Source organism: Roseibium sp. RKSG952 (assembly GCF_009711355.1).
This window is the reverse complement of the sequence record NZ_SMMF01000829.1, coordinates 1-13,704: the sequence shown is the minus strand read 5'-3', so window position 1 is coordinate 13,704 and position 13,704 is coordinate 1. Positions and strand designations below refer to the sequence as shown.

General features: G+C 55.0%; 11 protein-coding genes and 1 pseudogene. All 12 read left to right on the top strand.

Going from position 1 to position 13,704, the window contains the following annotated elements:
- Positions 1–348: 348 nt before the first annotated feature.
- Positions 349–1,641 carry a site-specific integrase gene (locus E1297_RS09020; RefSeq protein ID WP_155136859.1) on the top strand — a complete coding sequence of 431 codons (1,293 nt, stop codon included), beginning with the start codon at positions 349–351 and terminating at the stop codon, positions 1,639–1,641.
- Positions 1,642–1,798: 157 nt separating this feature from the next.
- Complete coding sequence (locus tag E1297_RS09015; RefSeq protein ID WP_155136856.1) at positions 1,799–2,674, top strand: hypothetical protein; 876 nt, start codon at positions 1,799–1,801, stop codon at positions 2,672–2,674.
- A gap of 72 nt (positions 2,675–2,746) precedes the next feature.
- Entirely contained in the window at positions 2,747–2,959 is a 213-nt protein-coding gene (locus E1297_RS09010) for a helix-turn-helix domain-containing protein (RefSeq protein WP_155136854.1), read from the top strand.
- Positions 2,960–3,155: 196 nt separating this feature from the next.
- A complete protein-coding gene (locus tag E1297_RS09005; protein ID WP_155136851.1) occupies positions 3,156–3,467 on the top strand; it encodes a hypothetical protein in 312 nt (103 codons plus the stop codon).
- Positions 3,460–5,607, top strand: a complete 2,148-nt coding sequence (locus E1297_RS09000) for a DUF6371 domain-containing protein (RefSeq protein ID WP_155136848.1) — start codon at positions 3,460–3,462, stop codon at positions 5,605–5,607. Before E1297_RS09005 ends, E1297_RS09000 begins: the two co-directional genes overlap by 8 nt.
- Before the next feature lie 116 nt (positions 5,608–5,723).
- Positions 5,724–7,994 carry a CRISPR-associated helicase Cas3' gene (gene cas3 / locus E1297_RS08995; RefSeq protein ID WP_155136844.1) on the top strand — a complete coding sequence of 757 codons (2,271 nt, stop codon included), beginning with the start codon at positions 5,724–5,726 and terminating at the stop codon, positions 7,992–7,994.
- Positions 7,995–8,010: 16 nt separating this feature from the next.
- Positions 8,011–8,677 (top strand): annotated as a pseudogene (gene cas5c / locus E1297_RS08990) (type I-C CRISPR-associated protein Cas5c).
- Entirely contained in the window at positions 8,674–10,470 is a 1,797-nt protein-coding gene (cas8c, locus tag E1297_RS08985; protein WP_155136841.1) for a type I-C CRISPR-associated protein Cas8c/Csd1, read from the top strand. The pseudogene cas5c and the gene cas8c overlap by 4 nt, the downstream one beginning before the upstream one ends.
- The gene (gene cas7c, locus E1297_RS08980; protein WP_155136838.1) at positions 10,467–11,420 is read left to right on the top strand and encodes a type I-C CRISPR-associated protein Cas7/Csd2; all 954 of its coding nucleotides are present in this window, start codon (positions 10,467–10,469) and stop codon (positions 11,418–11,420) included. The genes cas8c and cas7c overlap by 4 nt, the downstream gene beginning before the upstream one ends.
- 20 nt (positions 11,421–11,440) lie before the next feature.
- A complete protein-coding gene (gene cas4, locus E1297_RS08975) occupies positions 11,441–12,079 on the top strand; it encodes a CRISPR-associated protein Cas4 (RefSeq protein WP_368669503.1) in 639 nt (212 codons plus the stop codon).
- Positions 12,076–13,110, top strand: a complete 1,035-nt coding sequence (gene cas1c / locus E1297_RS08970) for a type I-C CRISPR-associated endonuclease Cas1c (protein WP_155136835.1) — start codon at positions 12,076–12,078, stop codon at positions 13,108–13,110. The genes cas4 and cas1c overlap by 4 nt, the downstream gene beginning before the upstream one ends.
- 10 nt (positions 13,111–13,120) lie before the next feature.
- Complete coding sequence (gene cas2 / locus E1297_RS08965) at positions 13,121–13,411, top strand: CRISPR-associated endonuclease Cas2 (protein ID WP_155136832.1); 291 nt, start codon at positions 13,121–13,123, stop codon at positions 13,409–13,411.
- Positions 13,412–13,704: the final 293 nt, after the last annotated feature.

The window sequence follows — 13,704 nt, the reverse complement described above, 5'->3', positions numbered from 1 at the left end:
GATTCGAACGCGCGACCCTCAGATTAGGAAACGGAATTTACTCAATACTACATAATCCTATGAATTACGATTAATTACTACAGATCAATATGTTAGAAAAATTTCTCTACGACTGACTATTGACTATAACTCTACATTTCGCTTTCATTTGCTTACACAGTGCTTACACAGATCGTGGCCTACGGACCTTCATTCAGGCTTTTCACCGTTGTTGCGGGGAAGTCAATGCTGAAGGCTTGTCAAAAGCCGTCAGGCTGTAAGAACAGCATTGAATTCAACGTGTTCTCTACCGCTTGAACCTTTCCCGGTGCGTTTCAAGCCGTCAGCATCATGTTGTTGGGAGCGACCATGCCGAAAATTACAAAGCGCGTCATTGATTCTGCCAAACCATCTGCAAAGCAGTATTTTATCTGGGACGATCACGTGAAGGGCTTCGGTATTGTCGTTTTACCCAGCGGTCAAAAATCATTCATTCTGCAATACCGAACACTCGCGGGCCGGTCCCGCCGGTTGACACTTGGGCAATATGGCGCCTTGACACCGGTTGAAGGAAAACGGATGGCCGGGGACGCGCTTGCCAAAATCCGAAACGGTGAAGATCCTTTGGCGCACCGGCGTGCGCTGAGGTCAGCACCAACTGTCAATGATCTCATGGACCGTTATTGGTCGGAGCATGTTCTGGTCCATAACGCCCAAACCACCCAAAGGGGCGTCAATTACATCCTCAAGAAAATCGTTCGGCCGAATCTCGGAAGCCTGAAATTGTCAGAAATCACCCGCAAGGATGTTGCTGTTTTGCATAGCAAACTTGGAAACACGCCACGGCAGGCCAACCAATCCCTGTCCATCCTGTCAAAGGCGTTTAACTTGGCGGAGGTGTGGGGCTGGCGTCCTGAGCAAAGCAATCCGGTGCGCATGATCAAGAGATACAAGGAAAACGAACGCGACCGTTTCTTGTCTGATGCCGAGTTGTCCAGATTGGGTAACATTTTGAACGAAGCCGAGGCAATCGGCTTGCCTTGGGAAATCAAGGCAAATGGCAAAACGAGAAAACACTTGCCCCCGAACGAAGAAGACCGCCGCACTCGTGTCAGCCCGGTTGCATTGCTTGCAATCCGTTTGCTTCTTCTTACCGGTGCCAGACTGTCAGAAGTCCTGACCCTCGAGTGGTCCCATGTTGATATGGACAAGGGCATGCTGGCGTTGCCGAGCCGGAAAGGTGACGGGCGTAAGCCGCATCCGGTCAGCAATGGTGTTCTTGCGCTTCTAAAGCGCTGTCAAACGGAGTTGCAGGAAAGCAGGTATGTTTTACCTCGTGAACACGATTTGAACCGCCATGTTGCAAAAGAGGTGGTTGAGAATGCGTGGCAAAGGATACGCAAATATGCCGGGCTTGAGGATGTTCGCTTGCACGACCTTCGCCACACCATCGGAACCTTTGCTGCACAGGCTGGCGGCAATGCTTTCATGATCAGCCATTTGCTCAGACATAGCAATCTCAGCACCACGAACCGTTACGTAAATACGGATCACAATCCGATCCGCGCCCTATCGGAAGCTATTGGAGAGAGGGTTGAAGCAGGTCTCTCAGGCCACCCGGTCTCTGGCGAGACCGGCTTGGGTCGCAAACAAGACGAGTAATTTCGGCATTCAAAATGTCCAACCAACCAAACGCTTTTGGTGGTAACAGACGCGGCAAATTCCGCGAAAAAATGCCTTCACCTCACTCTTGATTATGCGGTTTGCCCAACCTTAGGCTGCTTCCCAATGCGCCATAAAGCGATTGGGACGCTCTGATATGCAATTTGAGTTTTCTATTGGATTTCTCAAGAAGGTTAACGGACTGACGTTTGCTCAAGCTTTTGAGGCGGTGATTTGGAACAACAATTCCATTCAAAATCACAATGAAATTGCGAAGAGGGACTTTCCCGGTTTTCCAAACACAGCGCAGGAGTTTCTGGAAAGCCACAACGGTGGCAAAATAACTTTCAAAATGGATATCGAAGGCCATGTCAGGCAACGAGCAGGACAGCGCACTATCCCGGCAAAGAAGAGACGGGAAAGAGTTCCCAACCTGAAGGCACGGCCTGTTTTTGGAAGGTATCCGACCAGAGTGGTATTGGTCACGGTGGGCGAACCAAGAATCATTCCTGCAAAACCTGAGTCGGTTTTTGAGGCCTACCGGTCAATTTACGGTGCACTGGCGCAATTTCTCAACTTAATCTCTGAAGGGCGTATTGTTGTCTTTGGCCGAGTATCTTCCGGAATACGCGAAAAAATTACCAAAGCGGATTGGGCTACCCTTCCCGAACAACTGCGGATCTGCTGGAAAGAAAACTCGGTATGCCGCTACAGTGGAAGGAAGATTGTTCAGAAATTTGAAGCAATTGAATTCTACGTCAATGAATCAACATTCGCTGGACCGGTGAAAAACGCGCCTATTTCAGACCGGGCTGTAATCGAGTGGATGAAACAGAACTTTTTTGATCACAAGCCGTTTTGCAACAAAGCCGAGGTGCGGGAGCTGGTACAGTCAAATTTTCCCAATTTGTCGACATCGCACTTTTTAAAATTGTGGGACAAACACGCGACATCTCCATGGAAAAGCTCTGGTCGGCTTTCAAAAATAGATAGAAATAACAAAAAGATAAATCAAATCAGGGAAGCTATTTGATTTCCTGCCCCTATTTCGAAGACATGAAGCAAGCCAGTCTAATCTCATCGTTAACCAACGTTGGGAGTGGCTATGGGGCGACTTGCAGAGATCCTTCAAAACAAGGCTCTCGATGAAAATGAAACCGCTCAGTATCTGGGCGTCTCCGTTCGATCCGTTCAGGCCTGGAGAGGGCGCGGCGGTGGCCCGGTCTTTGTAAAGTTCGGCCGGGCAGTCCGGTACATGCCGGAAGATCTGGACGCCTGGATCGACGCGAATCGAAAGCAATTCACAAGTACCAGCTGAGGTCGAACATGACTTCGAAACCGTACTCAGTGCCGGGGCAATCGCCCCGGCATCACGGCGAACCATGCTCAAACGAATGCCGTGAACGGCTGAAACAGCCTGTCGAGAATTCAACCCGGGAACCTGAATGCCCGGATGACTGGCAATCCCTTGGCAACCTCGTCAAGGCACTTCCGGTTTTCAAGGGAAGGGTCAAATGAACCACCCGATCACGATTGATTTCGCCCGTATCGCCAAAACGGCGCTCATGCATTCAGACAGTCTTTGCCGCCGTTGGCTACCGCATGGACGGCAAGAAGGCCAAGAATGGGTGACCCGCAATCCCCGCCGGACCGACCACCGGCCCGGCTCCTTCAAGGTGAATCTTTCAACCGGCAAATGGGCCGACTTCGCGACAGGCGACAAGGGTGGCGATCTCGTTGCCCTTGCAGCGTTTCTGTTCGATCTGAGCCAAAAGCAGGCCGCTTTGCGGATTGCCCATATGTTGGGAATTGATCCATATGCATGATGACCCCTTTGCGCGTCTTGATGATGATGCCTATCGGATGGCGCAGACAGACCCGAAACGGCGATGTGTCGTGCCTGTGCCGGTTTCAGCCCCGGCACCGCCTGCCCGGCACCCTAGCTTGGGCGCGCCTTCCAAGGTCTGGACCTACCGCGATCAGGGCGCCTGCATACTCGGGTTTGTTTTCCGGTTTGACCGGCCGAACGAGGGCAAAAGTTTTCGGCCGCTTGCGCTTTTTGAAGAACCTGGAGCCTTGTGCTGGCGCTGGCAGATCTGGCCGGAGGCGCGGCCGCTTTACGGGCTGGACCGGCTTGCCGCAAACCCACAAGCAACCGTTGTGATTTGCGAAGGCGAAAAAGCTGCTGACGCCGCGCAAATCCTGCTTCCCGGTTACGTTTGCATGACATCGCCTGGTGGTTCGAATGCAGCCCAAAAGGCCGATTGGTCCCCTCTCATCAGTCGTAAAGTCATTCTGTGGCCGGATGCCGATCCGGCAGGAACCAAATTTGCGGAAACGGCCGCAAAACTGATCATTGACGCCGGTGCAAAAGCCGTTTCCTGCCTTCAAGCACCGACATCCAGTCCGGCTGGTTGGGATGCTGCCGATGCCCTTGAGAGCGGCTGGACGGAAACACAGGCTCAAGACTTCCTGATTTCGGCCATTCCGGTCCAGTCTGAACAACCCGGACGAAAGGCCAAGACGCGCACACGGAAAACGGCACCAAAGGGCAAACAGAAGAAACCCGCACCGATCCTGTCAGCGGCCGAAGAAGCCGAGTTGTGGCATTCGCCCGAAAAACAGGCCTATGCATCGGTCAAGATCAACGGTCATTTCGAACACAGACGGATTGACAGCGCAGCATTCAAGCGTTGGCTTGCAGCGAAAGCCTATCATCAGACCGGCACCGTGCCATCAAGCCAGACCATCTCCGACGCCTTGCGGATTCTGGAAGTCCGCGCGATCACGGAAGGTCCGCAACATCCCGCAATGCTGCGCAGCGGCTGGGACGGCGAAACGGTCTGGCTGGATCTGTGCGACGATCATTGGCGCGCGGTCAGGATCAACCGGCATGGCTGGGACGTCATGGAACATCCCCCGGTCAAATTCATCCGGAGCGAGACCATGGCCGCGCTGCCTGACCCGGAAAAAGGCGGCATGATCGAAGAATTCCGGTCGTTCGTGAATTCCGGTGATGACGATTTCAAGCTGATCGTTACCTGGCTGGTGGCGAGCCTGTTCGGCAGAAACAAGACCTTTCCCGTTCTGGCCTTGGGAGGCGAACAGGGGAGCGGCAAATCAACCATGGCGCGCCTCTTGCGCAGCCTGACCGATCCAAGCCATGTGGCAGCTCTGGCAACACCGAAAGACGAGCGGGATTTCTTTGTGATGGCCATGAGTGGCCATGTCATGTCCTTCGACAATGTTTCGAAGGTCGAAGCGTGGTTTTCGGATGCCATTTGCCGCCTGTCGACCGGGGCGGGTTTCGTGACGCGCAAACTGCATTCGGATGCCGACCCGTTCTGGTTTCAGGGCGCAAGACCGGTGCTTCTCAATGGTATTCCCAGCCTGACGGAACGCGCGGATCTGGCGGAACGCTCCTTGACCGTCCGGCTTCTCAGGATCGATGAAACCTCGCGCCAGTCCGAAGACGAATTCTGGACGGTTTGGGAAGCCGTCCGGCCGGGCGTACTCGGCGCCCTACTGGATGCCGTGTCTTCCGCCTTGCGGCATTGGGATGAAACGAATCTTACACATAAACCCCGCATGGCCGATTTCGCCCACATGATGGCAGCAGCCGAACCGGGGCTTGGCTGGGAAACGGGCGCCTTCATGGACGCCTACACGGCTAACCGGCAAGCCACGACAGAAGCCGTTTTCGAATCCGATCCGGTCGCAGTCGCAATTCTGAAATTCATCCGCGAAGAGCATCCGACCAACGGATGGGAGGGGACCGCGACCGAGTTGCTGGCGCATCTCGACCGGATTGTGAGCGAGGATTTCCGGCGTTCCCAGTTCTGGCCGAAAAAGGCGAACGCACTTGGCAATGCGGTTGACCGGGCAGCGCCGCTTTTGAGGCACAAGGGAATTCAGGTGATGAAGCGGTCGACAGGAGTGAAGCGGCTTATAAAAATTCACCTTTAAGATTTATAGGGCAAATAATGTAATTAATAATTGTATTCCGTTGTTTCCAAATTATTATAGTGGCTGATGAATTTGGAATAGAAGCATGCCCGTATGCAGGGCACTAGAATGACGAAATGGCAAAATACTATGCGCATTCAGGCAAGAGTGAATCGCACGATGACTGGCAAGGTCTAAGCGAGCATCTTGTTTCCGCAGCCGAAAAAGCGGCTATCTTCGGGGCGCTATTACACCTTGGTTCGGCTGCAAGGCTTGCAGGACTTTATCATGATCTCGGGAAATATTGCCTGCGGTTTCAGCTAAGGCTTTGCGGAAAGAGCATAGCCGTTGATCACGCCACAGCCGGAGCAAAAGAGGTTCTGCGGCTTGATTTCAACACGGCGCAGGAATTCCTCATTGCTGAACTGATTGCCTATTCCATTGCGGGGCATCATGCGGGTTTGCCGGACCGCTCTGGCGGTGAAGATGCCTGCCTTGACCGGCGTTTGTTGAAGGATTTGCCTGAGCTTGATCCGGTCTGGACGGAAGAGCTTCCCGATGTCCCGGATAATTTGGTGCCAGAGTTTGCGCAGGCGATGAGAGGGCCGGACTCGGCGTTTGCGTTTTCAGTCATCGGCCGGATGGTTTTTTCCTGTCTGGTGGATGCAGACTTCAAGGATACGGAAGCATATTACACAGGGCTCGAGGGACTGCAGATAGACCGGGATTGGCCTACTTTACAGGCGCTTCTGCCGGAGTTCATGTCAAGTTTTGATGCCGCGTTGAAGAGCAAGAAAGATCTCGCCAATGACGTTAACCGGTTGCGTTGGCAGATTTTGGAGCATGCGCGTGAGCAGGCAGCCCAAAAGCCTGGCCTGTTTACCCTGACTGTTCCGACCGGCGGTGGCAAGACGCTTGCCTCGCTGGGTTTTGCGCTGGATCACGCGCAGAATTACGGTCACTGGCGGATCATCTACGCGATTCCGTTCACTTCGATCATCGACCAGACCGCCGATGAGTTCCGGAAAATTCTTGGCGAGGACCATATTCTTGAACATCATTCCGCAATCGACGAGGAGGAGGCTTCCAAATCCCGAAACCGTGAAGACCGGCAACAGAAAGACAAGTTGAAACTGGCGATGGAGGACTGGGCGGCGCCCGTCGTGGTGACGACGAATGTCCAGCTGTTTGAAAGCCTGTTTGCTGCTAGGCCGTCGAAATGCCGGAAACTGCATAATATCGCGGGCAGCATCATTATTCTGGATGAGGCGCAGACGATCCCGCGTAAACGGTTGCTGCCGGTCATGCGCATGCTGGAACAGCTTGCAGAAAATTATGGCTGTACGATCGTTTTATGCACGGCGACCCAGCCCGCGTTGGACAAGCAATCACTTGAAAGTGGCCTTGATCTGAAAGACCGTGAACTTGCGCCAGACCCGGTGGCGTTGGCCGAGCATCTCAAACGCGCCATCATCCGCTATGTGGGGGAGCAGTCAAATCAGGACTTGTGCGATGCCTTGTCCAGCCACTCCCAGTCCCTGATCATCGTCAACAGCCGCAAGCATGCGCTTGAGCTATACGAGGAAGCAAGGGGGGCAGGAATAGAGGGGCTTATCCATCTGACAACACGCCAATGTGCGGCTGATCGGCGCAAAATCATCAAAGACATCCGCAACCGGCTGACTGGCAATCAGCCTTGCCGGGTTATTGCAACAAGCCTTGTTGAAGCCGGGGTGGATCTGGACTTCCCGGCTGTCTGGCGCGCTGAAGCGGGTCTTGATCAGGTCATTCAGGCGGCCGGGCGTTGCAACAGGGAGGGCAGGCGGTCTGTCGAAGACAGTATCGTCCGGGTGTTCAAGGCACCGGATTACAAGCCGCCGCGCGAAATTGCGTCTCTCATTGGCGACACGGCCCGGATCGCCGGAAACCATCCGGACCTGCTCAGTCTGGAGGCGATTTCAGACTATTTTGGCGAGGTCTACTGGCGGTTGGGGAACGGGCTGGATGCTGACGGAATTCTGGAGCTTTTCAGGATACGCAGAGGCAAGGCCGGTAAGCCGGAAACGGATTTCTCCTACCGGACGGCTGCCGAGAAGTTCCGGATGATCGAAAGCGGACAGGTGCCGGTGATTGTCGATCTGGACGAGAAGTCTCGGCAGGCACTTGCCATGCTGGGCAATCCGGATATTTCATCTGGTCGAATCGCCAGAGAGTTGCAATCCTATCTTGTGCAAGTTCCTCCGAAGGACCGCGATGCCCTGATCAGGAATGGTCACGTTGCTTTTTCTCACGCGAGGATACGGGGAGATCAATTCGCGGTATTGACCAACCACAGCCTGTACCGGGAAGGGACCGGTTTGATTTGGGAGGAGGTCGAATATCTCGGAGATCATCAAGTTTTGATTTAGGTGTGGGGGGGGGTAAATGTCATATGGAATTCGTTTGAAGGTCTGGGGGGATTGCCTGTTTCACCCGGCCAGAGCTCAAGATCGAGCGCGTCAGCTATGACGTGATGACACCGTCGGCCGCGCGGGGCATTCTTGAGGCCATTCACTGGAAGCCGGCGATCCGCTGGATCGTTGATGCGATCCATGTGCTTGAGCCCATCCGCTATCAATCCATCCGCCGCAATGAAGTGGGCCACAAGGCGCCTGCCGCAAAGATCAAGTCCGCCATGAAGCGGGGGGACCTCGCCGGACTCCAGTTGCTCGCAGACGAGGACCGGCAGCAGCGCGCATCCACCGTCTTGGTCAGGCCTTGTTATATCATCGAGGCGCATTTCGTGCTGACGGCCAGGGCCGGGCCGGATGACAATGAAGGAAAACATCTCGATATCTTCAATCGCCGGGCCTCACGCGGCCAGTGCTTTCATCAACCCTGCCTCGGAACGCGCGAGTTTGCCGCAGGTTTTGAGCTGATCCCGCCGGATCAGCCCTTGCCAAAGGCCATTTCCGAAACCCGTGATTTCGGCTTCATGCTCTGGGACATCGACCATCAGGCTCGTGGAAGGCCCTCGCTGTTTTTCCGGGCTGTGATGGAAGACGGGATCGTGCGTGTTCCTGAGCCCGGTTCGGAGGAGATCCGCCGATGAGTATCCTGCCTGCTCTTGTCCGGGCCTATGACAGGCTACCGGATGCGCCGCCCTTCGGGTTTTCGATGGAGAAGATCGGCTTTTGCATTTCGCTGAATGCTGATGGCTCTGTTGCGCATGTGATCGACCTTCGCGACAAGACCGGACGCAAACCACAGCCACGCCAGATGCTGGTGCCTGCGTCGGTGAAACGTGCTTCCGGCATTGCCCCGAATACATTTTGGGACAAGACCTCCTATGTTTTGGGGGTGACCGCTGGCGATGGAAAACGGACCGCCGATGAACATGCAGCGTTTGTCTCGCATCATTTGCATTTGCTTGAAGGTGTCGAAGATGTGGGCGTGAAAGCGCTCGCAGCGTTTTTAAAGCATTGGACACCTGATCACTTTCAGGCTCCAGACTGGTGCGAAGACTTAAAGGACCTGAACGCGATTTTTGCGTTTGAGGAAGATCGCCGAAACAGCGTGTTTCTTCATGATCGCACGGTTTCGAAAGATCTGCTTAGCAAGTTTCAGCAAGCTGGGCAGGGCGAAGCACGGGTTTGCCTTGTCACGGGTGAGCACGGGGCAACTGCGCGATTGCACCGGTCTATCAAAGGTGTATGGGGCGCCCAGTCTTCGGGTGCATCCCTCGTGTCCTTCAACCTTGACGCTTTCACCTCCTATGGTCATGAACAGGGGGACAACGCCCCCGTATCCGAACGGGCGGCCTTTGCCTACACCACTGTTCTCAATCGCTATCTGGAGAAAGACAGCGGCCATCGCATCCAAATCGGAGACGCGTCGACCGTTTTCTGGGCGGATGCGTCCAGTCTGGAAGCTGCCGAAACCGCAGAAGCCATATTTGCAAGCTTTTGGGAGTCTGCGGAAGACGGGGACCCTGGCGAACAATCACCAAAGGCTGAAGAAGTCAAAGCTGCGGAACAAACCCGGACAAAAAGCGTCAGGGCCCTGCTGGAGCGGATACGGCAAGGCAAGCGGCTTTGCGAGTTGGACACGGAACTGGATGAGGACGTCCGTTTCTTCGTTTTGGGACTGGCGCCCAATGCCGCCCGTCTGTCGGTCCGGTTTTACTACGAAAACACGTTCGGAAATTTGACCCGGAACTATCAGCGGTTTCTCTCCGATATGGACATCGCTCCCCCGCCGCGTGACGGCTATCCGCCGCTTTGGCAGTATCTCAACGAGACGGCTGTCTTGCGCAAGCGCGATAATGTTGCGCCAAATCTTGCGGGCGAGTGGATGCGTGCCATTCTGTCTGGCACCCGCTACCCGCAGACCCTTTTGTCAGCCGTGTTGATGCGCTTTCGGGCTGACGGCGACGTGAATGCGCTCAGGGTGGGGATCCTCAAGGCTGTTCTGATCAGAAATTTCAAGATGGAGGTGCCCATGGCATTGAACCCGGATTACCCTGACCGGGGCTATCAGCTTGGCCGATTGTTTGCCGCTTACGAACAAGTGCAGATCGCAGCCCTTGGGTCAAAGGTGAATGCCACGATCAAGGACAAATTTTACGGTTCAGCCTCGGCGCAACCGAGAAAGGTGTTCGCGCTGCTTGACAGCGGGTCGGTCAACCACCTGTCGAAGATCGGCAAGCAGTCTCCGGGCCGGAAAGTCAATCTGGAAAAACTGATTTCACAGATCATGGACCAGATGGCGCCCGACCAAGACCCGTTCCCGGCTTACCTTGCCGCCGAAGAACAGGCTCTGTTCAGCCTTGGCTACTATCACCAGCGCAGTGAATTTTTCAAGAAACCCGATGACACCGCACCGGCCGTGGAGAATGGTGAATGACAGTTCTTTCCAACCGCTATGACTTTGCTCTTGTGTTCGAGGTCATCAATGGAAACCCGAACGGTGACCCGGACGCAGGCAATCTGCCCCGGCTGGACCCTGAAACCAACAAGGGGCTGGTGTCCGATGTCAGTTTGAAACGCAAGATCCGCAATTATGTCGATCTTGCGCATGGTGGAACCGACGGCCACCACATCTACGTCGAGGAAGGTGCGATCCTGAACGAAAAGCACCGTCAGGCCTACAAGGCACTTCGTCCGGAAGAGGCAAAGCTGGACAAGGCCGCAAAGCTCAACCCCAAGGACGATCATGAAGCCATCCGGCTGCGCGATTTCATGTGCGGCAATTTCTTTGACGTGCGCACGTTCGGGGCCGTCATGTCGACCGGCATCAATTGCGGTCAGGTCAAGGGGCCGGTCCAGATGAGTTTTGCGCGATCGGTCGAGCCGATCATGCCGCTGGAAGTCTCGATCACGCGCATGGCGGCAACCAACGAAGCGGAGAAAAAACAGAAGGCGGAAGGCGACGACAGTTCGCAGCGCGTCGACAACCGCACCATGGGGCGCAAGCATATCGTGCCCTATGGCCTTTATGTCGCCCACGGTTTTGTCTCGGCGAAATTTGCCGAACGGACGGGGTTTTCTGAAAATGATCTGGAACTGCTTTGGGAGGCCTTGTCGAACATGTTCGAACATGACCGTTCGGCAGCACGCGGTGAAATGGCGGTTCGCAAGCTGATTGTGTTCAAGCATCAAAACGCTCTCGGCAATGCACCTGCGCACAAGCTGTTCGAGCTTGTGAAGATCGGTCGCAATATCGATGGCGTATTCCGTGATGTTGACGACAAGGGGATCGGCAACACGCCGCCTGCGCGCAAGTTTGCCGATTACATGGTCGAGATCGATCAGGCGAATTGCCCCACGGGGATTGAGATCCTCGAATTGCTTTAGCCGGAGGTGGTGAGCACAAGGTGACGGAGCCGATCCCTATTTCCGCCCTGCAACACGCGGTCTATTGCCTGCGTCAGGCAGCGCTTATCCATCTGGAGCGGCTTTGGGAGGAGAACAGGTTCACCGCGGAAGGCGATGTCCTGCACGCTGTGGCCGACAAGGGCGGGCGCCGCTGGAACAAGGGCGCACGCCGGGTGATGGCCGTTCCGGTCGGCTCCCGGCGGCTGAACCTGACGGGCGTTGCCGATCTGGTTGAATACCTGAAAGGGGAAGGGACACAGGAAACCCCTTTCCCGGTGGAATACAAGCGCGGCAAGCCCAAACACCACAGGGCTGACGAAGTTCAACTTTGTGCGCAGGCCCTGTGCCTTGAGGAAATGACCGGCGCAGCGGTTCCGGCAGGCGCACTCTTTTATGCGCAAACGAAACGGCGGGTTATCGTGCCGATGGACCGGGACTTGCGGGGTCTGACCGAAGAAACGGTCATGTCACTGGCCGGCATTCTTGAAAGTCTGCAGACGCCACCGCCAACGGACAGGAAAAGCCGCTGCCGGGCTTGTTCCTTGAAGCCTCTCTGCCGCCCCGAAATCGCCGGACGCTCGGTGTCTGCCTGGCGCAGCCGGTTCTTGAAAACGGCACTGGCGGCAGATGACACATGAAAAAATTTCTGAACACGGTCTATGTCACGACGCCCGGTGCCGCGTTACGCAAGGAGGGGGAAAATCTGGTCGCCGAAATCGATCAGCAGGAACGGGCAAGAGTGCCGTTTCACATGCTGGCGTCAGTCGTGGTGTTTGGAGGCATCCATATTTCTCCGGCGTTGATAGCGGCATGCGCGAACAAGGGTATTGCACTCGTCCTGCTTGATCGAAACGGCCGGTTTCAGGCACGTGTTGAAGGGCCGGTGAGCGGCAATGTTCTTCTGAGAAGGGCACAATATGCGGCCTCGGAAGCCCCGGAAACGGTCGTCCGCTCCTTGCTCATTGGAAAGGTGTTCAATCAGCGCTCCGTGTTGATGCGGGCGCTTCGCGACTACCGGGATGAGTATGAACCTCGGGCGGCAGCCGGTCTGTCGTCGGTGGAAAACCGGCTCGCCAGAATCTTGCGGAGAATTGAACTGCCGGGATCCGGACTGGATGAATTACGCGGGTTGGAAGGCGAAGCATCAAGTCTTTATTTTTCCATGATGAACCATCTGATCAGATCGCCTGATGCGGAGATTTGCTGGTTCGGCCGGTCGCGAAGACCGCCTTTGGACCCGGTCAATGCCTTGTTGTCGTTCCTCTACACCCTTCTCACCCTTGATTGCCGGGCGGCTTGCGAAAGCGTTGGCCTTGATCCGGCCGTGGGTTTCCTGCACCGCGACCGTCCCGGGCGGCCAAGCCTCGCGCTTGACCTCATGGAGGAACTGCGACCGATCTTTGCTGATCGTCTGATGTTGTCGCTGGTCAACAGGCGGCAAATCCGTGCAAAGGATTTTCAGCGTCAGGAAAGCGGAGCCGTGCTCTTGTCCGATGAGGCAAGAAAACTGGTCCTTGATGCTTGGCAAAGCCGGAAGAAGGAGGAAAAGTCTCACAAATTCCTCGGTGAAAAGGCACCATTCGGTCTGGTGCCCTACCTTCAGGCTCAATTGCTGAGCCGGTATTTGCGAAACGATCTGGACGCATATCCCCCCTGGTTTTGGACATGAGGTTTTGGCAATGCTGGTGTTGGTGACTTATGACGTTGCCGTTTCGGAAGGTGACGGCGCAAAGCGTTTGAGGTCGGTTGCAAAGGCATGTCTGGATTATGGCCAACGTGTCCAGTATTCCGTCTTCGAGATTGAAGTCGATCCGGCACAGTGGACCAAACTAAAAAACCGGCTTGAGCGCATCATTGATCCCAAGCTGGACAGTTTGAGATATTATTATCTGGGTTCGAACTGGCAACGGAAAGTGGAACATGTGGGCGCAAAACCGGCGGCCGATCTTGGAGGCGTTCTCATAATCTGATTATTCCAATGGCGGTCAGACTGGTGCAGGTTTTTATTCGGTAATCTTTGATATTGTACTTGGCGCGCAGACATTGATTGACAGAAAAAGCGCGAACAGTAAGGCTGCCTCGAATTCCGGTAAGGTTCGCGCCAAACTCAGCTCTTTGACATATTTGGTACTTTTGGCCTTGGTCATGCGTTCTGGTTTCATTTTGGCTAGCATGGCATGGGGTTTCGCGTTTTGCCCGGCAACCTATTTGTAATGACAATAGGATATGCATAGGCCGTCGCCCCTCTCGCAGGGGCGTGGAT